General features: G+C 71.6%; 18 protein-coding genes. 8 read left to right on the top strand and 10 right to left on the bottom strand.

The genetic code is table 11. The features are described 5' to 3' along the window. Window positions 1-64: 64 nt before the first annotated feature. Window positions 65-637 (bottom strand): PadR family transcriptional regulator, encoded by a 573-nt coding sequence (locus R2B67_RS33200; protein WP_317823524.1) that lies wholly within the window; start codon window positions 635-637, stop codon window positions 65-67. A 157-nt stretch (window positions 638-794) separates the two neighbouring features. Between R2B67_RS33200 and R2B67_RS33195 the strand changes: the two genes are divergently transcribed. Together R2B67_RS33195 and R2B67_RS33190 are read left to right on the top strand one after the other, a co-directional pair. Next, the gene (locus tag R2B67_RS33195) at window positions 795-1,631 is read left to right on the top strand and encodes a pentapeptide repeat-containing protein (RefSeq protein WP_317823522.1); all 837 of its coding nucleotides are present in this window, start codon (window positions 795-797) and stop codon (window positions 1,629-1,631) included. Between the two features lie 71 nt (window positions 1,632-1,702). Beyond that, window positions 1,703-2,590, top strand: a complete 888-nt coding sequence (locus tag R2B67_RS33190) for an SDR family oxidoreductase (protein ID WP_317823518.1) — start codon at window positions 1,703-1,705, stop codon at window positions 2,588-2,590. Here the strand turns inward: R2B67_RS33190 and R2B67_RS33185 are convergent. The 3 genes from R2B67_RS33185 to R2B67_RS33175 all read right to left on the bottom strand — a co-directional run bounded on the left by R2B67_RS33185 (window position 2,587) and on the right by R2B67_RS33175 (window position 7,376). Beyond that, window positions 2,587-3,873 carry a cation:proton antiporter gene (locus R2B67_RS33185; RefSeq protein ID WP_317823514.1) on the bottom strand — a complete coding sequence of 429 codons (1,287 nt, stop codon included), beginning with the start codon at window positions 3,871-3,873 and terminating at the stop codon, window positions 2,587-2,589. The genes R2B67_RS33190 and R2B67_RS33185 overlap by 4 nt on opposite strands. 96 nt (window positions 3,874-3,969) lie before the next feature. Beyond that, entirely contained in the window at window positions 3,970-6,003 is a 2,034-nt protein-coding gene (locus R2B67_RS33180) for a CocE/NonD family hydrolase (RefSeq protein ID WP_317823509.1), read from the bottom strand. A 56-nt stretch (window positions 6,004-6,059) separates the two neighbouring features. After that, a complete protein-coding gene (locus R2B67_RS33175) occupies window positions 6,060-7,376 on the bottom strand; it encodes an ATP-grasp domain-containing protein (RefSeq protein ID WP_317823505.1) in 1,317 nt (438 codons plus the stop codon). Between the two features lie 216 nt (window positions 7,377-7,592). On the opposite strand from R2B67_RS33175, the gene R2B67_RS33170 reads away from it, so the two are divergent. Continuing rightward, window positions 7,593-8,192 (top strand): flavodoxin family protein, encoded by a 600-nt coding sequence (locus R2B67_RS33170; protein ID WP_317823500.1) that lies wholly within the window; start codon window positions 7,593-7,595, stop codon window positions 8,190-8,192. 42 nt (window positions 8,193-8,234) lie between these two features. Here the strand turns inward: R2B67_RS33170 and R2B67_RS33165 are convergent, their stop codons facing one another. Together R2B67_RS33165 and R2B67_RS33160 are read right to left on the bottom strand one after the other, a co-directional pair. Beyond that, a complete protein-coding gene (locus R2B67_RS33165) occupies window positions 8,235-8,963 on the bottom strand; it encodes a GAF and ANTAR domain-containing protein (RefSeq protein WP_381074883.1) in 729 nt (242 codons plus the stop codon). A gap of 513 nt (window positions 8,964-9,476) precedes the next feature. Further along, entirely contained in the window at window positions 9,477-9,965 is a 489-nt protein-coding gene (locus tag R2B67_RS33160; protein ID WP_317823497.1) for an STAS domain-containing protein, read from the bottom strand. A 202-nt stretch (window positions 9,966-10,167) separates the two neighbouring features. On the opposite strand from R2B67_RS33160, the gene R2B67_RS33155 reads away from it, so the two are divergent. Further along, window positions 10,168-10,899, top strand: coding sequence for a GAF and ANTAR domain-containing protein (locus tag R2B67_RS33155; protein ID WP_317823495.1), 732 nt, complete (start codon window positions 10,168-10,170; stop codon window positions 10,897-10,899). A gap of 41 nt (window positions 10,900-10,940) precedes the next feature. Here the strand turns inward: R2B67_RS33155 and R2B67_RS33150 are convergent, their stop codons facing one another. After that, a complete protein-coding gene (locus tag R2B67_RS33150) occupies window positions 10,941-11,180 on the bottom strand; it encodes a DUF5133 domain-containing protein (RefSeq protein ID WP_317823493.1) in 240 nt (79 codons plus the stop codon). Window positions 11,181-11,756: 576 nt separating this feature from the next. Here R2B67_RS33150 and R2B67_RS33145 point away from each other — a divergent pair. The 3 genes from R2B67_RS33145 (at window position 11,757) to R2B67_RS33135 (ending at window position 13,341) form a co-directional block, all read left to right on the top strand. Continuing rightward, entirely contained in the window at window positions 11,757-12,083 is a 327-nt protein-coding gene (locus tag R2B67_RS33145; RefSeq protein ID WP_026242204.1) for a hypothetical protein, read from the top strand. Between the two features lie 40 nt (window positions 12,084-12,123). Next, the gene (locus tag R2B67_RS33140; protein ID WP_317823491.1) at window positions 12,124-12,597 is read left to right on the top strand and encodes a DUF5709 domain-containing protein; all 474 of its coding nucleotides are present in this window, start codon (window positions 12,124-12,126) and stop codon (window positions 12,595-12,597) included. A gap of 72 nt (window positions 12,598-12,669) precedes the next feature. Beyond that, the gene (locus R2B67_RS33135) at window positions 12,670-13,341 is read left to right on the top strand and encodes an HAD family hydrolase (RefSeq protein WP_317823489.1); all 672 of its coding nucleotides are present in this window, start codon (window positions 12,670-12,672) and stop codon (window positions 13,339-13,341) included. Window positions 13,342-13,363: 22 nt separating this feature from the next. Here the strand turns inward: R2B67_RS33135 and R2B67_RS33130 are convergent, their stop codons facing one another. Then, window positions 13,364-14,173, bottom strand: coding sequence for a VOC family protein (locus R2B67_RS33130; protein WP_317823488.1), 810 nt, complete (start codon window positions 14,171-14,173; stop codon window positions 13,364-13,366). A 236-nt stretch (window positions 14,174-14,409) separates the two neighbouring features. On the opposite strand from R2B67_RS33130, the gene R2B67_RS33125 reads away from it, so the two are divergent. Then, window positions 14,410-15,207 (top strand): RNA polymerase sigma factor SigF, encoded by a 798-nt coding sequence (locus R2B67_RS33125; protein WP_237324658.1) that lies wholly within the window; start codon window positions 14,410-14,412, stop codon window positions 15,205-15,207. Window positions 15,208-15,226: 19 nt separating this feature from the next. Here the strand turns inward: R2B67_RS33125 and R2B67_RS33120 are convergent, their stop codons facing one another. After that, window positions 15,227-16,273: an SDR family oxidoreductase gene (locus R2B67_RS33120; protein WP_317823485.1), complete on the bottom strand. Its 1,047-nt coding sequence runs from the start codon at window positions 16,271-16,273 to the stop codon at window positions 15,227-15,229. A gap of 66 nt (window positions 16,274-16,339) precedes the next feature. Next, window positions 16,340-17,530 (bottom strand): zinc-dependent alcohol dehydrogenase, encoded by a 1,191-nt coding sequence (locus tag R2B67_RS33115; RefSeq protein ID WP_317823483.1) that lies wholly within the window; start codon window positions 17,528-17,530, stop codon window positions 16,340-16,342. Window positions 17,531-17,639 lie beyond the last annotated feature (109 nt).

The following is a 17,639-nucleotide window of genomic DNA, read 5'->3' as shown; positions in this document are numbered from 1 at the left end:
GGGAGGGTCGAGGGTGTGTTCGGTGGTGCTCAGGCGGTGGTTACGGAGGTGGCGGCCGGGGCCGTCAGGCGTCGGGGCCCGTCGGTGGGCCGGCCAGCCGGTGGAGGGTGTCGAGTACGTCGTCGAGCCAGGCGATCGTCATGCGCTCGTACGCGATCCCGCCGCGCAGCACGACGTGCTGGAGCTCCTGGCCCGGGTCGAGTGGCGCGGGCGCCTCGGGCCCGGTGAAGTCCCGCGCCTCCCCCGCCCGATAGTGGGCGAGGCGGTCCCGGTGGACCTGGCGGTGGCGCTCGACCTCGCGGACCAGGGCGGCCGGGTCGTCGAAGGCGGCGCCCCGGATCTTGACGGCGAGGTCGTGGCGGAGGCTCTCGGGCTCGATCGGCTTGTGCAGCCACTCGGCGAGGGCGGCGCGGCCCGGGCCGGCGACGGAGTACTCCTTCTTGTCCGGCCGGCCCTGCTGCTCGACCTCGCGGACGACGAGCCGGCCGTCGGCCTCCATACGGCTCAGCACGCGGTAGATCTGCTGGTGGCTGGCGGTCCAGAAGTGGCCGATGGACCGCTCGAACCGGCGGGCCAGCTCATAGCCGGAGCCGGGTTTCTCCAGCAGGGAGACGAGAATCGCGTGTTCGAGCGCCATACCGCGATCCTTCTATGCAACTCGTTGCATAGACAAGTCGCCGGGGCCTGGTGAGACACGGCTCACCCGGGCTCCGCCGCGCTCGGGCCCCTGGAGCCCCCTGGAACAATGGGTCGCGCGCCCACCACCCACCTGCCGCACCAGGAGAACCACCGCCTTGTCCCAGCCCACCGCGCCCACCGCCCACGCCGACCACCCCGACCTCCAGGCCGACTGCGGGAACTGCTTCGGTCTGTGCTGCGTGGCGCTGCCCTTCGCCCGCTCGGCGGACTTCGCCGCGGACAAGGCCGCCGGGACCCCCTGCGGCAACCTCCAGGAGGACTTCGGCTGCGGGATCCACGAGCGGCTGCGCGGGAGCGGCTACCAGGGCTGCACGGTGTTCGACTGCTTCGGGGCGGGCCAGAAGGTCTCCCAGGTCACCTTCGGCGGCCGCAGCTGGCGTGCGGAGCCGGACTCCGCCCGCACGATGTACGAGGTCTTCCCCGTGGTGCGGCAGCTGCACGAGCTGCTGCGGTACACGGCCGAGGCCCTGGACCTGGCGGGCGCCGGGCCGGCCCACCGCGACCTGCGCGGCGCCTACGACCGGCTCGACGCGCTGACCCGGGACACCGCCGACACGCTCCTCGCCGTCGACGTACCGGCCCTCCGCGCCGAGGTGAACACCCATCTCCTGCGCGCCAGTGAGCTGGCCCGCGCCACCGTCCCCGGCAGGAAGAAGAACCACCGCGGCGCCGACCTCTTCGGCGCCCGGCTGCGCGGCGCGAAGCTGCGCGGGGCCACCCTGCGCGGCGCATGCCTGATCGCCGCAGACCTCTCCGGTGCCGACCTGCGCGACGCCGACCTGATCGGCGCGGACATGCGCGACGCGAATTTGTCCGGCGCCGACCTGACCGGCGCCCTCTTCCTCACCCAGCCGCAGCTGAACGCGGCCCGGGGCGACGCGGCGACCAGGATCCCGGGCGCCCTGCGGCGGCCGGGGCACTGGGGTTCCTGAGCGACGGCACCACCCGGCCACCCAGGAAAAAGGGGGCGTTTCGCCCCTGAACGGCGGGGCACCCAGCTGCCATGACAAGCAGCGAACAGCCGCAGGACCCCACCCGTCTCCACCCCCGCCCCGACTTCCCGCAGCAGGACCAGGAACACCCCGGCTGGACCGGCCCCATGGATCCGCCGCCCGATCACGGCGAGGACTCCTACCGGGGCTCGGGCCTCCTCACCGACCGGAAGACGGTGGTCACCGGGGGCGACTCCGGTATCGGCCGCGCGGTCGCCCTGGCCTTCGCGCGCGAGGGCGCGGACGTGCTGCTCACCCACCTCCCCGAAGAGGAGGAGGAAGCCCGGGAGACCGCCCGCCTGGTGGAAGCGGCGGGGCGGACGGCCGTGACCGTCATCTGTGACATCCGGGACGAGAAGCAGTGCCGTGCCCTCGTCGAGCGGGCCGTCTCCGACTTCGGCCGCATCGATGTGCTGGTCAACAACGCGGCGTACCAGATGTCCCAGCCCGACGGCATCTCCGCGATCTCGACCGAGCAGTTCGACCGGGTGATGCGGACCAACCTGTACGGGTTGTTCTGGCTGTGCAAGTCCGCCCTGCCGCACATCCCCGCGGGCGGCTCCATCATCAACACCACCTCGGTGCAGGCGTACAAGCCCAGCCCCCACCTGCTGGACTACGCCATGACCAAGGGCGCGATCGTCACGTTCACGCAGGGGCTCGCGCAGATGCTGGCCTCCGACGGGATCCGCGTCAACGCGGTGGCCCCGGGCCCCGTCTGGACACCGCTCATCCCGGCGACCCTGCCGGACACCACGGAGTTCGGCAAGCAGAGCCCGCTGGGCCGCCCCGCGCAGCCCGCCGAGATGGCGCCCGCCTACGTCTTCCTCGCCTCCGCGAACGCCTCGTTCATCACGGGCGAGATCATGAACGCCACCGGCGGCACACCGCTTCCCTAGGAGGCCTCCTCCCCGGCCTCTTTCCCGGCCGCGGCCTTGGCCGCGCGCCGGTCGAGGTACGCGGTCACCGGGGTCGCCGCCACCCCGTGGACGACCACGGAGATCAGGACGGCGAAGACCACCACCGCCCACATCTCCCGTTCGTACCGCCCGAAGCCGCCCTCCCCCAAGGCGTAGGCGAGGTAGAAGAACGAGCCGATGCCCCGAATCCCGAAGAAGGCGGTGGCCGCCCGCTCGGTCGGAAGCCCGGGGCCCCGCAGCTGGGCGAGCCAGCCGATGGCCGGGCGGATGAGGACATGCAGGAGTACGCCTATGGCCACGCCCCGCCAGGTGAGTGCGGCCAGGCCGCCCGAGGCGACGAACGCGCCCACGGCGAAGAGGAGCAGGGCCATCAGCAAGCGTTCGACCTGCTCGACGAAGCCGTGCATCACCTTGTTGTAGCCGTGGTCGCGCTCGGACCTGCGCAGGGCGCACGCGGTGGCGAAGACCGCGAGGAAGCCGTATCCGTGCAGGGCCTCGGTGACGCCGTACGACAGGAACATCGCGGCCAGCGCGACGAACCCCTCGCCGTGTTCGGCGAGCCGCAGGGACGTCGCCCGGGCCCGGAAGAGCACCCGGCCCAGGAGGAGCCCGATGGCGACGCCCGCCGCCACCCCCACCCCGATCCGGACGAGCACGTCACTCCACGCCCAGTGCGTCAGCCAGCCGCCGGTCCAGCTCTCCCCGGCGGCCGCGAGAGCGACCGCCGCGAGGACGAAGGGGAAGGCCAGTCCGTCGTTGAGGCCGGCCTCGCTGGTCAGCGCGAAGCGGACCTCGTCCTCGTCGTCCTCGTCGTCGGACGGCTCCCCCACCCGCACCTCGGAGGCGAGGACGGGGTCCGTCGGTGCGAGGGCCGCGGCCACCAGGAGCGCGGCGGAGACCGGCCAGCCCAGCAGCCACCAGGCGGCGAGTGCCGTCGCCCCGATCGTCAGCGGCATCGCCACCCCGAGCAGCCTCCAGGTGGCGGCCCAGGACCGCCACCCGAAGGGGCGGTTGATGGCGAGGCCCGCCCCCATCAGCGAGGTGATCACGCAGAGCTCGGTGAGGTGCTGCGTCCAGACACGGTCGGCGACCGGGTCGGCCTCGGGAAGCGGCAGCGGCGTGAGGTAGAGGAGTGCGCCGGCGGCGAGGAACACCATCGGGACGGAGACCGGCAGGCGGGAGAGCAACCGGGGCAGGGCGGCGGCGAGGAAGGCTCCTATGCCGAGGCACCCGTACACCGCACCGACGGTGGTGATCGACACGTAAGGCCTCAACTTCTCTTCATGTCCGGCCGGACCGCCGGTGCGGTCCGGTCCGGGGGCGGGCCCGTGCGGCCGTCCGCGGGGGCGGCTTCCGGGTCAGGCCAGATTCCGCGGCACGGTCTCGTTCCAGGTCCGGGAGAAGACCCGGCGGCCGTCCTCGTAACCGTCCAGCGTCGCGTCGACGGTGAACGTGTCCGCGTTGGACGTGAGAACGGTGCTCGTCTCGACCCGTACGTCCCAGCCGGGCCGGGAGAAGGTCATCGTCCACGCCGCACGACCGCTCAGGGAAGCGAAGTCGTCGGCCACGGAGGCGTACCTCTCGCAGGCACGCAGCCCGACCTCGATGCCGTTCTCCTCGTACCGCTGGCGGCCCCGGTCCTTCACGATGTCGAGGGCGGAGTGGTAGTCCACCAGGCTCCTGGACACGTTCCAGGCCTGCTCGGGCTCGGTGAGCCGGGTGACCGGGGGCGGTCGGCAGCCCTCCGGCTCGCCGAAGGACGCCTGGGGCATGCCGTCCGGCTCCTCGGTGGGGCGTACCGGCAGGGTCAGGGCGGCGCCGTCCTCATGGACGGTGAGCAGGACCGGCTCCGGGGCCGGCCAGACCAGGGGCCAGTACGAGGTGGAGAGGGAGAGCCGGATGCGGTGCCCGGGCGGGAACGCCTGCGCGACCCCGTTCAGCGTGACCCGGGCGCGGTAGCGGTGGCCGGGCTCCAGCGGCTCGGGGTGCTCGTCGCTCTCCCGGTGGGTCAGGTTCAGCACACCGTACGTGACCCGGGTGGCGCGGCCGTCCGGGGCCACGTCGGAGATCCTGGCGGTGACCTGGGCGACCGGGGCAGAGGCGGAGACCTCCAGGTCCACGGAGGGCGAGCCGAGGATCTCCATCCGCTCGGTCAGCGGTTCGGTCTCGAAGACCAGGGAGCCGCCGTCCTCCTCGCGCTGGTCGTAGGGCAGGTCGGGCGGGGCGTTGTAGGAGGCCCACTTGCCCGCGAACTGGCCGACGGAGAGCGGTGACTGGACCGTACGCGTACGGCCGCGCGGGAGACCCTCCTCCTCGTCCGCCGTCACGATGGTGGCGCCGCGCAGCGGGTGCACGACCTCCTTGACGTGCGGTGACGGCCAGGAGGGTTCCGCGACCCAGCGGCCGGGGCGCTCCTCGTACGAGGTGGAGGGCGGGACGCTCTCCTGCATCCAGGTGCGGAGCATCGGCCCGTCCATGACGCCGTTGTCGACGCCCTTGAGCCAGTGGTCCCACCACTTGACGACCTCCTGGAGGTAGCCGATGGCGGGGCCGGGCTCGCCGAGGTGCGGCAACTTGTGCGACCAGGGGCCGATCAGGCCCTTGCGGGGCACGTCGACGCCGGCGAGAAGGCGGGTGACCGCGTTGGAGTAGCCGTCCGCCCAGCCGCTGGAGGCGAGGACGGGGGTCTGGAGCTGTCCGTAGTCCTCGCTGAGCGAGGCGTGCTGCCAGTACGCGTCGCGGTGCGGATGGCGCAGCCACTCCAGGACCCAGGGGCGGGCGGCCTCCAGCCGCTCCCGCCACATGTCCCGCCACCGCTCCCCCACCACTTCCGGGTCGGGCGGGCAGGTGGCGTACGCGAACATCGTGCCGGCCTCGGCGAGGTTGTCGGAGAGCATGGCACCGCCGAGGTAGTGCATGTCGTCCGCGTACCGGTTGTCGGTGAACGAGGCGATGACGATGGCCTTGAGGCTCTCCGGCCGGCGCGCCGCCGTCTGGAGCGCGGCGAAGGCGCCCCAGGAGATGCCCATCATGCCGGTGTTCCCGTCGCACCAGGGCTGGGCGGCGACCCAGGCCAGCACCTCTTCGGCGTCGCGCTGCTCCTGCTCCAGGTACTCGTCCAGGAGGACGCCCTCCGACTCCCCGGTCCCGCGCAGGTCCACCCGTACACAGGCGTAGCCGTGGCCCGCGATGTACGGGTGGTGGATGGCGTCCCGGGTGGAGGTGAGGTCGTTCTTGCGGTACGGGATGGTCTCGACGACCGCCGGGACCGGCTCCGTGCCGGAGGAGGCGGGCCGCCAGATCCTGGCCGAGAGGCGTACCCCGTCCGCCATGGGGATGGTGACGTGGTCCTCGACCTCGATCGCGTACGGGAGCTGTTCGACGAATCGCATACGGGTGACAGGGTCCTTCCTGACGTCGGGTCCGGTGGGGGCGGGTACCCGGGACATCACGAAGAATTCCGGCCCCGCCCGCCCGGTTCGGTCTCGTCGAAGCTCAGACCGAGGGCGGCGACGCAGGCGTCGAACTTGCGGCGCATGTCGTCCTCGTCGTCCCCGCCGGTGAAGATGTGGGCGACTTCGTAGCTGTAGCTGTCCTGACCGTGGACGGTGGAGAGCTTCTGGCCCTCGTCGGGGACCATGTCGATGTGGACCCCGGGGATGTCCCGCTCGATGGCGGCGATGTCCTCGGCGGTCGGCACCTGGTGGACGCGGCCCTCACCGAACCAGCGGTAGTACCACTTGGCGGCCACCTTGTACCGGCCACCGCCGGCCGGCAGGGCCGGGTCGCCGCCCAGGGCGAGGCGGAACATGCGGTGGTGGTTGGGCACGCCGTCGACGAAGTGGAACATCTCCGCGTGCGACTGGGAGTGCCGGGGGTTGATCTCCAGCAGACTGACGTCGCCGGTCTTCGGGTCGTAGAAGTACTCGATGCTGAAGGTGGCGTTGTCCATGCCGATCTGCCGCATGGTGCGTTCGCTGACCTCGTGCAGCTGCCGGATCACCGGGGCCGGGAGGGCGCTCGGGTACTGGTGGCGCAGGAAGGACGAGGAGTCGGGGTAGTTGATCGAGTCGAGCACGCCGTAGACGGTGACCTCGCCGTTGTGCGCATATCCTTCGACGGCAACCTGGATTCCGGTCATGGCCTCTTCGGCGAGACAGACCTGGCCGCCCACGCCCGCCATCTCCGGCGGGAGTTCGAGGAGATCGAGTATCGCCTCGAAAGGCTTTCCGACCCGGGCCATGCCTCCGCGTATCTCCGCGACGGCGGTGCGGAATTCGTCCATGTCCGCCACGCCGAAGGCCAGCTCGGAGGAGTAGGCCAGGGCGGGCTTCACCCACAGGGGGAAGTTCATGCCCTCCGGCGGCCGGGGATCGTCGCTGTCCAGGTCGACGATGCCGAAGCGCGGATGGGCGTCGCTCACCTTCTGCTGCTCCAGCCGGCTCCAGTACTTGTGCTCGCACTTGACGACGGATTCGAGGCTGGTGCTGACCGTCCCGTACTCCTTGCTGAGGAGGGGGACGAGGGTGCTCACCGGGAAGTCCCAGTAGCCGACGATCGCGTCGATGGAGCCGTCGTGCGCGTCGAGCACGGCGCGTGCCCTGGCCAGCAGCTCGTCGACGGTGGTGGCGTCCTCCTGCAACTCCTTGACGGTGAGGAGCGGGTGGAGGCACAGGTTTTCCGCGTCCGGCACGGCTTGGAGCGTGCGCAGGTTGGCCTCGTCCATTCCGATGATGAAAACGTTCTTGCACTGGTCCCGGGACACAGGAATTCCTCTCAGGGAGGGGGCAGGGTTCTGCGCCGTCTACCCGTGCACGGAGCTTCAAACGGGAAAGGTCCCACGTCCCGGAATGCCCCGTCACTTCCGTTCGGGGCATTTGCCGCCTCCCGTGCGTACGGCGGGGGCTGACGGGGCACCAGTGTCGCCGTGCCCACCGCGCGGCGCCCCTCCCCCCCGTCACTCCGAAGGAGACACCCCGTCATGCGCGCACTCGCCCTGGTCTGTACGTTGAACCCCTCGCCGGCCCGCTCCAGCAGCCAGCACCTCGCCGAACAGGTCATGAGGGAGTTCGAGCGCCACGGGGTGCGGGGCGAGACCGTCCGGATCGCCGACCACGACGTCCGCGCGGGGGTCGAGGTGGACATGGGCGACGGCGACGCCTGGCCCGCCATCCGGGAGAAGATGCTGGCCGCCGACATCCTGCTGATCGCCACACCCATCTGGCTGGGCCACCCCTCCAGCCTCTGCCAGCGCATCCTGGAGCGGCTGGACGGGGAGCTGTCGGAGTCCGACGACCAGGGCCGCCCCCTCGTCTACGGCAAGGTCGCGACCGTGGCGGTCGTGGGCAACGAGGACGGGGCCCACAAGGTGAGCGCCGACCTCTTCCAGGGACTCGACGACGTCGGCTTCTCCCTGGCGCCCGGGGCGGTCACGTACTGGGTCGGCGAAGCCATGCAGGGCACCGACTACCAGGATCTGGACGAGACGCCCGAGACCGTCGCGTCGACGACCCGTACGCTCGCCGCCAACGCCGTGCACCTGGCCCGGCTGCTCGCCGACGCCCCCTACCCGGCGTCCTGACCAGGCGCCTGTGACCCGGTGTGCCGTCGGCCGAGGGCACCCTCACCCCCGGGGCTGGATCCTGGCCTCGGGGGGCGTCTCGCCCGTGATGCTGGCGATCAGCTCGGCGCAGAGCGCCCGGAGCTTGATGTTGCGGTGCTGGGACGCCGTACGCAGGACGTCGAAGGCCTTCTCCGGGGTGCAGCGCTGCTGGCCGACGACCACGCCGATCGCCTGGTCGATGACCGTACGCGACTGGAGGGCGGCCTCCAGGTCGGCGGCGAACTCCTCGGTGTCGGCGATGCGCTGGGCCAGGGCGATGGCCCCGGTGGCCTGGGCGGTGAGCAGCCGCAGGGCCGTCAGGTCGGCGTCGTCGAAGGCATGGGGGAGCGGCGCGTAGAGGTTGAGGGCGCCGGCGGTGTGGCTGTGCGGGGCGATGGGCAGCGACAGTGAGGACCGGGCGCCGCAGACCGCGGCGTAGGCGGGGTAGTCGGCCCAGCGGCTCTCCCGGAGCGTGTCGGGCACGCTGACCTCCAGGCCGGTGCGCATCGCCTGGAGGCACGGGCCGTCGTCCTGCCCGTACTGGGCCTCGTCCAGCTTGGTGGCGGAGGCTCCCACGCTGGAGACGGTGACCGGCCGCCCCTGCCGCTCCAACGTGACGCCGCATCCGTCGGCCGCCTGCACCAGGTCCAGGGCGCTGCGGGCGAGTGCGTGGAGGAACTCGTCCAGCGATTTTGTCTCCAGGAGCAGCGCCGTCGTGTCCGGCGCCGCGGCCACGGGCCTGTCAGTCATGATCATCTCGTTCTGGGCGGTGACCCGCTTCCCGAAAGGGCGGGGCAGAGCTGGCGCGGCGCAGTCCGGGGCCGCTGGGACAGGACAACCTCCACCGACGCACCAGCACCTGGGACAGGCTCCGGGCGTGCGGCGGGTTGTCAGACGTGGGTGAGAGAAGGCCCTACGAGGGCGGGCGCGCCACCGGCCGCTGTCACGGGACTGCTGATGGTTCTGCGGCGCCGGATCGCGGGTGGGCGACTTGGGGCGGCGTCCGGGGCGGGCGTACGCGCGGTGCGGAGAGCACCGGCGGCGGGGGCCACGGCGGCAGGGCTACGACGGAGAGAGCGGTTCACGGAAACTCCACGGAGGCAGGAAGAAATCTCAAGGGCCGCTTCCTGACCTCCAGCCCTTCATTATGCCCTCTCGGCCACCACGGTCGGCTCGGTGGTGGCGGCACCCGGCCCGACGCGGCCGGAAAGTGCCGCCGGGCGCCCGGGGGCCGACGCAGTGTGCCGTGGGTGCCGCCTGCCGTCAGCGGCTGCCGGGGAAGCGTGGGACGGAGGTGTCGGCGTACGGTCCGACCGCGCGGGCCATGGGCGGGGCCGAGTCCGACGGAATGATGCGCCGCTCCAGCCGCTCCCGCAGCCCTTCCTTACGGGGCGCCTCGGCGCCCGGCCGGCATCCACGGCTGCGGAGCTCGGCGCCTTGGAGGCTGTACGCCACGCGCAGGACCCGGTTGAGCGAGGCCGCGCTCAGAACCTCGCGCGTCGTCTCGTATCGGGCGACCACCGCGATCGACACGCCGCGCTGCTCGGCGTCGCCGCGCACGCGGAGCAGCACACCGAGGGCGCGCGGCGTGAGCAGCGGGGTGGCGACGTCCACGATGACCGTGCTCGGACCGCAGCAGGGCAGGAGCGTCAGCAGTTCCTGTTCGATCGCGGCCTCGTTGTCGGGGTCGACGACATCGCACAACTCGACCACGAGGTGGGACTCGTCCAGGCGGTAGCTCAGCAAAGGCATCGTGTACTCCGTGGCGGCAGGCCAAAAAGGAGGCCGCTTCCTGACCCATGGTTCTGCGCCTGCCCCGGCTCGCGCCTTCGACACCCCTGGGTACCCGGTTCTTCGTCGCGCACGGGGCCGGGCACCTCTCCGGTGGGCCGGGACGCCTCTTCCCGTATCGTGCCATGCTGGCTGCAAGGGCTCCGGCCCGGAAGGGAGCACCATGACCGACGGCCTCACGCCCGGGACGCCCGACCTCGTCTCCCTCCTTCTGGACAGCGACACACTGGACGAGTTCCTCCAGGCGCTTGCGGAGAGCGCCCTCGCCCAGGCGCCGGGGGCCGATGGCTGCGGCATCACCCTGGAGCGGCAGCACCGGCCCCTGACCGTGGTCAGCGCGGGGATCAGCGCGCCGCCGCTGGACGAGGCGCAGTACGCACAGGACGACGGCCCCTGCCTCGAAGCCCTGCGCGAGGGACACGAGGTCAGCGTGGGTGAGATGCAGCTGGAGAGCCGGTGGAACGGTTATCCGGCCTTCGCCGTCGCCGCCGGGACGAGGTCGTCCTTCTCGCTGCCGATCGCCGCGCACTCCCACACCGCCGGCGCGCTCAACCTGTATTCGCCCAAGGTGGACGGCTTCGAGCAGGCCGATGTCGGAGCGCTGCGCGACCTGGCCGCCCAGGCGACCGGTGCGATCGCCCTGGCTCAACGGCTCTCCGACACGCAGACCTTCACCGCGGACCTCCAGGCCGCCCTGAAGTCACGCACGGTGATCGACCAGGCGGCGGGCATCGTCATGAACCAGCGCCGCTGCAGCGCCGAGGAGGCGCTGGCGACTCTGCGCAGAGCGTCGCAGCACCGCAACGTCAAGCTGCGCGACCTCTGCGCGCAGCTCGTCGGATCGATCTCGGGGAGCATGCCGCCGGGCGGACCGCGGGTGCGTCCGCGCCCCTGAACGCTTCCCCGCCCATGTGCCGCCTCTCCCGCACGGGGGTCTCAGACCGGCACCGAGGTGGGGGCGACGGGGGTCTCCCGTGTGGGGGCCGAGCGTCTCAGCTGCTCGCGGGCGGCGACGAGCGCGGCGGCGATCTCGCGGGTGCCGGTGGAGACGCAGAGCGTGTAGCTCACGTCCTCCAGCCTTCGGGCCACCCCGTCGACGCCCTGTCCGTGCTGTGCCCGGAGCTCCTCGTAGCGGCGCAGGAGTTCCTCGAGTACCGCGGGGTGTGCCATCAGCATCGCGCTCTGCCTTTCTCTCCCTACCAAGGGCACCCGTGGGGGTCGAACGGGCGCGGAAAAACATTCCTGGGGCGGACCAGCGAGGACCTACGACAGGACGCCGTCAGCGGCGCATCGCGCAGGCCCGGGGTAATGCCGAATACGGATACAGAAGAGAGAGGTGGCGGGTGACCCGGTAACAGCACGGTTCACTTGGAGGAACGCGGACGGATGAGAGCCGGCCGCTTGCTGACCTCTGTCCTATAACTGTGCCCCTCCGCACGCGATTCATGCAAGCGTGAGGGCTGTGTCGGCACTCATGTTTACCTTCCGGGCCATGGGTACTCCTCCTAGAAGGTATCCGGCGTACGCGGAACTGAGGCGCCGACGGGTTGGGAAAACAGCCCTCGGCGCCGTTCGGGGCAACGGCGTCTGCCCCTCAGCCGATGCCTCTTCTTCGACGAACCGCCGTCACTCCATTGGACGCTGAACCCTGGGGCGGGAGTGCCTCCCGCTCTCCCGCGTTGTTTATTGGGGCTCGTACGGGAAACGCGGGTGGGCGTCCCTCGGGGAAATCAGATGGATGAGGAGTACTTCATGCCTGCTGGATCCAATGCGAAGCGTGAACGCCAGTACGAGCACATCAAGGAGAGTCAGGAGGAGCGTGGCAGCTCCGAGAAGCGCGCCAAGGAGATCGCCGCCAGGACGGTGAACAAGGAGCGGGCCCGGTCCGGCGAGTCGCGGACGGCGAGCAGGACGTCGACGAAGGACAAGAAGTCCGCCTACGAGCGCGGTGGTGAACGCTCCCACCAGGGCGCGCAGGGTCCGACCAAGGACCAGCTCTACGCCGAGGCGAAGAAGAAGAACATCGACGGGCGCTCCTCGATGAACAAGGCGGAGCTGCGGAAGGCCCTCGGACGCTGACCTTCCGTGCAGCCGGTGAGCCCTACGCCAAGGAGGACGCATGAGCGATGAAGCACGCGGCGACGATGTGTACCAGCCGCAGAACGACGACGGCCAGGACCCGCCCAACGACGAGCTGGACCTGGAGAACACGCTCGGCGAACGCGATCTGGACGACCAGATGGAAGAGGGCTACTCCCCGCCCGAACGTCCGCTGGGCGTGGACAAGTTCGGCACCACGGGCGAGGAGGAGCAGGAGGGCGAATCGCTCGACCAGCGGCTCGCCCAGGAGGTACCGGACGTCCAGCCGCCCGACGGTGACGGCATCGGCGATGTGGCGGAGGGCGAGGGGGAGCCCGAGGAGCGGATCGACGGTGACGCCCGGGCCGGACGGCTCACCGCGGCGGACGACGCGACCGGCCGGAACACCGATGTCTTCGCCGAGGACGTCGGCATCGACGGCGGGGCCGCGTCGGCCGAGGAAGCGGCCGTGCACGTGGCGGACGAGGAGGACGGCGGAGGGCGGGAGGCCTGACCCGCCCCTACGGGGACACGGCGGCGGACCGCCCGTACGGGACCGGCAGCGAAGGAACAGGGGCAGGCGGACATGGCACCAGGCGCGGCGATCTTCGACGTGGACGGCACGCTCACCGACACCAACCATCTGCACGTGGTGGCCTGGTGGGAGGCGTTCCGGCAGGCGGGGCACACCGTGCCGATGCCGGACATCCACCGGGCGGTCGGCCTCGGCTCGGACGACCTGATCGAGCGGCTGCTCGGCCCGGACCGGGACCGCGACCAGGACTCCGCCATCAGCTCGGCGCACAAGGTGCTCTACGGGACGTACGTCGACCGGCTCCCGGCCTTCGCGGGCGCGGGCGATCTGCTGCGCGCCCTGGCCGGGCGCGGCTGGCGGGTCGTCCTGGCCACCTCGGCCAGCGGGCCGGAGCTGGCGGCCCTGCGGCGGGCGGTGGACGCGGACGAGGCCATCCGGGATACGGCGAGCTCGGACGACGTGGACGAGGGCAAGCCTTCGCCGGAGCCCGTGGAACTGGCCCTGGAGCTGGCCGGGACCGACGCCGGGCAGGGGGTGTTCGTGGGGGACACGGTGTGGGACATGGAGGCGGCGAGCCGGGCCGGGGTGCGCGCGGTGGCGCTGCTGTCGGGTGGCATTCCGCGGGCGGACCTGGAGGCGGCGGGAGCGGACGCGGTCTTCCGGGACGTCGCCGACCTGCTCGCCCACCTGGACGACAGCCCGTTCGCGCCTGAGCGGGACTGAGGCTCGAACGAACGGGACGAGGTCAGGCGCCGGTCTCCTCCGCCACGCCGCCGGGCTCCTCCGCCACCGTGAACAGGGCTCCTTCGGGGTCCTGGACGACGTACTCGGAGCTTCGTACACCAGGCGCCGGAAAGGTCTCTCCGCCCGCCCGGTCCGCCTGCGCGGCCGCCCGGGCGGCGTCGTCCACCGGGAAGTGGACGATCCAGCGCGGCCGGATCCTCGGGTCCGGGGCGCTGCCGACGGCGCCGCCGGAAAGTACGGCCATGGGATGGCCGGCCACCCGGGCGACGACCTGCTCCTCCTCGTACGCGACATCGATGGCGTCCGGTCCGGGGCGCGGCCAGGAGAAGACCTCGCCGTAGAAGAGGGCGGCCTCGAAGGCGTCCCGGGTCCACAGCTCCAGCCACGGCGTGGCGCCGGCCGTGCCGGGCGACCAGACGGGCGCGGCGCCCTCCCAGATCCCGAAGACGGCACCGTCCCGGTCGGAGGCGATCGCCGCCCGGCCCTCCCCCACCGCGAGCGGGCCGACCGCGACCGTCGCGCCACGTTCGCGGATCCGGTCGGCGGACGCGTTCACATCGGCGGACGCGAAGTACGGCATCCACACCGTCGGCGCGGCCAGGAACGGGGATCGGGCTCCGATACCAGCGACCGGCCGTCCGTCCGCGAGCGCGATCGAGAAGCCCTCCCCCAGCATTCCGGAGCTGTCGAACGTCCAGCCGAGCACGGCGGAGTAGAAGGCCTGGGCGGCGGACAGGTCGCGCACCAGCAGATTGACCCAGCAGGGTGCACCGCGCACCGGCGGGGCCACGGTCGTGATCGGCATGGTCATCCTCTCCTCGACCGAGGTGGGTACCCCTCTCGGCCGGGCCCATACGCGAGAAACGCCGCGCATGCCGCAGCCGCTCCGACCTTTCAGTGTTTTTCACACGTTTGGTCACGTTTGATGCGGGTATGAAACCTTCGTGCTTCGGACATGAGGCGCCCGTGGGAGTGACCGGGCGGCCTCGGCGTCCGTATGCGTGTGCTCCCGCGGCCACCGGACATCGCCGTCGAGGAGTGACCACCATGCAGGCTGCACCTACCCCCGGATTCCCTTCGGATGCGGGCGTTCCGTCGACCGACGGGGCGTTCGAGAGGCTGAGCGCCCTTCCGCCGGGTCCCGAGCGGGAGGCCCTGCGGGACGAGACGATCTGCACCTGGCTGCCGATGGCGTACCGGCTGGCCGCCCGGTTCCGCGGCCGGGGTGAGTCGATGGACGATCTGCGCCAGGTGGCCGCGATGGGGCTCGTGAAGGCGGTCGACCGCTACGACCCGGCGCGCGGCAAGGCCTTCGAGACGTACGCCGTTCCGACGGTGACCGGCGAGATCAAGCGGCACTTCCGCGACCACACGTGGGACGTCCACGTGCCCCGCCGGGTCCAGGACCTCCGTAACCGGGTCCGCACCGCGCGGCGCGACCTCGCTCAGCGGCTCGGCGGACGCGCGCCCACCTGCGCCGAGATAGCGGCGGAGTCAGGGCTCGCCGAGGAGGACGTGCTGCTCGGCCTGGAGGCGCTGGAGAGTTACAGCGCGCTGTCCCTGGACGCCGAACCGGCGGGCGGCGAGGGCAGTGGGGCCACCTTGGCCGACCGGCTGGGCTCCAGCGATCACGCTCTGGACGTCGCCGTGGACCGCGAGGCCGTCAAGCCGGAGCTGCGCCGGCTGCCGGAGCGCGAGCGGACCATCCTCTACCTGCGGTATTTCCGCGACATGACCCAGCTCGGGATCGCGGAGCGCCTCGGCATCTCCCAGATGCACGTCTCCCGTCTGATCAGCCGGTCCTGCGAGCGCGTGCGGGCCGGGGCTCTCAAGGGAGTCGGCTGAGCACCTCCGCCGCCGGCCGTCAGCCGATCTTCCGGCCGGCCAGCGGCGCGGTGCCCTCGCCCCGGCCCTCCCGTACCCCGCGCAGAAAGGCGGTCAGCGCCTCCTGCGCCGTACGAGTGGGCTGCCAGCCGAGCACCTCGTGGGCCCTGGTGGAGTCCAGCACGGGCAGCCGCAGCACCGCGTCGAAGAGGTGCGGCGAGGCCGGTACGGCGTGGGCCCGCCAGGCGCCCGCGAGCGCCGTACGCACCAGTGCCCGGGGAATCCGTACGACGCGGGCGTCGAGGAGCTCCGCCAGCGCGCGGGCGTCGATCACCGGGTCCGCCGCCAGGTTGAAGGGGCCGGTCACGTCCTTGAGCACGGCCAGCCGGTACGCCTCGGCGGCGTCGTCGGTGTGCAGCACCTGGAACCGCAGCCCCTCCAGGTCGGGTACGAAGGGCAGCAGGTCGGGGCGGAGGAGATTGCCCGGGACGTGACGGCCGGCGAAGATGCGCCGCTGTTCGGGCGCGGCCGTCTCCTTGAAGAGGAAGCCGGGGCGCATCCGGACCACCCGGATCTGCGGGTGCCGCAGCTCGAAGGTGTCGAGAACGCGTTCCAGGTAGGCCTTCTCCCGGCAGTACGCCGCGTCCGGCCAGCCATGGGTCGGCCACTCCTCGTCCACGCCGGGCTCGTCCTTGGGGCCCGGGGAGTAGGCGCCGACCGACGAGGCGTGCACCAGGGCGGGCGTCCCGCTCCGCTCCACCGCGCGGAAGACCCGCTGGGAGCCGAGCACGTTGCTCCGCCAGGTGGTGACCGGGTCGTGGGTGGGCTGGAAGCGCCACGCCAGGTGGACGACGGCGTACGCGCCGCGCAGCAGGCCGGTGAGCCGCTCCTCGCTGTCGTCGCGCGAGAGGTCGACGGTGTCCCACTCCACCCCCGGAATGTCCAGGGTGGGCCGCCTGCGGGCCAGGCCGAGGACCGAGCCGACCTCAGGGTCCTGGGCCAGCGCGCGGACCACGCTCGTCCCCACGTTGCCGGTGGCGCCGGTGACCACGACCCGCTTGCCGCCGGACCGTCCGGTGGTCTCCATGAAAGCTTCCTTCCGTAGTGAATCGAGGTCTGGACGTCGAGGTCTGGAGGTCAGGAGATCTGGAGGTCAGGGGACGAGCAGGGTCTTGATCATCCCGTCGGCCTTCTTCTGGAACGTCTCGTACGCCTGGGGCCCCTCCTCCAGCGGCAGGTGGTGGGTGGCGAAGGAGTCCACGCCCAGCGGGTCCCCGTCGACCAGGAGCGGCAGCAGGTCGTCGACCCAGCGCTTGACGTTGGCCTGGCCCATGCGGAGCTGGATCTGCTTGTCAAACATGGTGAGCAGCGGCATCGGGTCGGCGGAGCCGCCGTAGACCCCGGAGACGGAGATCGTCCCGCCCCTGCGTACCAGGTCGATCGCGGTGTGGAGAGCGGTGAGGCGGTCGATGCCCGCCGTCTCCATGAGGCGCTGTGCGACCGTGTCGGGGAGCAGGCCGACCGCCGCGTGCGCGGCCTTGGCGACGGGCGCGCCATGGGCCTCCATGCCGACGGCATCGATCACCGCGTCGGTGCCGCGCCCGTCGGTGAGATCCCGGACGGCGTCGCCGAGGTCCTTGCCCTTGGCGTACCGGCGCAGGTCGAGGCAGGTGGCCCCGTACGCGCTGACCCGGTCGAGGCGTTCGGGGACGCGGTCCACGCCGATGACGAGGCCGGCGCCGCGGTGGAGGGCGATGCGGGCGGCCATCGCGCCGATGGGACCGAGGCCGAGGACGGTGACACTGCCACCGGGCGGGATGTCCGCGTACTCCACGGCCTGCCAGGCGGTCGGCAGGACGTCCGACAGATAGACGAACCGGTCGTCCGAGGGTCCGTGCGGGACCTTGATGGGCAGGTCGTTTCCGAAGGGCACTCGCAGGTACTCGGCCTGGCCGCCGGGCACCTGCCCGTAGAGCTTGGTGTATCCGAAGAGGGCGGCGCCCGAGCCGCGCTCGCGCACCTGGGTGGTCTCACACTGCGAGTGCAGCCCGGAGCCGCACATGTAGCAGTGGCCGCAGGACACGTTGAACGGGATGACCACCCGGTCCCCCGGCGCGACGGAGTGCACCTCGGGGCCCACCTCCTCCACGATGCCCATCGGTTCGTGGCCGAGGATGTCTCCCGGGTCGAGATAGGGGCCCAGCACCTCGTAGAGATGCAGATCGGAGCCGCAGATCCCGGTGGAGGTGATCTTGACGATGATGTCCGTGGGGTCCTGGATCCGCGGGTCCGGAACGGTCTCCACCCGGACGTCCCGCTTTCCCTGGTAGGTCAGTGCGCGCACGATGCCACTCCCTGATTCGCGTCGGATTTCACGGCCTTTCCCCCGGTCGGTGAACGAGTGCCGAGTTCCCACGGGGCTCCTGGTGAAACACAGCCGTGTGACACCGCGC

This window comes from Streptomyces cyaneofuscatus (assembly GCF_033109485.1).
Lineage (GTDB): Bacteria > Actinomycetota > Actinomycetes > Streptomycetales > Streptomycetaceae > Streptomyces > Streptomyces cyaneofuscatus.
The sequence above is the reverse complement of the archived record's forward strand: the minus strand, read 5'-3'. Positions and strand labels throughout refer to the sequence as shown.

What these genes read in the sequence shown, in the direction of transcription:
- R2B67_RS33145 (WP_026242204.1), top strand. Translation starts at nt 11,757, where the DNA reads ATGCCTGCTGGATCCAATGCGAAGCGTGAACGCCAGTACGAGCACATC.
- R2B67_RS33125 (WP_237324658.1), top strand. Translation starts at nt 14,410, where the DNA reads ATGCAGGCTGCACCTACCCCCGGATTCCCTTCGGATGCGGGCGTTCCG.
- R2B67_RS33155 (WP_317823495.1), top strand. Translation starts at nt 10,168, where the DNA reads ATGACCGACGGCCTCACGCCCGGGACGCCCGACCTCGTCTCCCTCCTT.
- R2B67_RS33130 (WP_317823488.1), bottom strand. Translation starts at nt 14,173, where the DNA reads ATGACCATGCCGATCACGACCGTGGCCCCGCCGGTGCGCGGTGCACCC.
- R2B67_RS33160 (WP_317823497.1), bottom strand. Translation starts at nt 9,965, where the DNA reads ATGCCTTTGCTGAGCTACCGCCTGGACGAGTCCCACCTCGTGGTCGAG.
- R2B67_RS33190 (WP_317823518.1), top strand. Translation starts at nt 1,703, where the DNA reads ATGACAAGCAGCGAACAGCCGCAGGACCCCACCCGTCTCCACCCCCGC.
- R2B67_RS33165 (WP_381074883.1), bottom strand. Translation starts at nt 8,963, where the DNA reads ATGACTGACAGGCCCGTGGCCGCGGCGCCGGACACGACGGCGCTGCTC.
- R2B67_RS33150 (WP_317823493.1), bottom strand. Translation starts at nt 11,180, where the DNA reads ATGCTGATGGCACACCCCGCGGTACTCGAGGAACTCCTGCGCCGCTAC.
- R2B67_RS33200 (WP_317823524.1), bottom strand. Translation starts at nt 637, where the DNA reads ATGGCGCTCGAACACGCGATTCTCGTCTCCCTGCTGGAGAAACCCGGC.
- R2B67_RS33140 (WP_317823491.1), top strand. Translation starts at nt 12,124, where the DNA reads ATGAGCGATGAAGCACGCGGCGACGATGTGTACCAGCCGCAGAACGAC.
- R2B67_RS33135 (WP_317823489.1), top strand. Translation starts at nt 12,670, where the DNA reads ATGGCACCAGGCGCGGCGATCTTCGACGTGGACGGCACGCTCACCGAC.
- R2B67_RS33170 (WP_317823500.1), top strand. Translation starts at nt 7,593, where the DNA reads ATGCGCGCACTCGCCCTGGTCTGTACGTTGAACCCCTCGCCGGCCCGC.
- R2B67_RS33120 (WP_317823485.1), bottom strand. Translation starts at nt 16,273, where the DNA reads ATGGAGACCACCGGACGGTCCGGCGGCAAGCGGGTCGTGGTCACCGGC.
- R2B67_RS33180 (WP_317823509.1), bottom strand. Translation starts at nt 6,003, where the DNA reads ATGCGATTCGTCGAACAGCTCCCGTACGCGATCGAGGTCGAGGACCAC.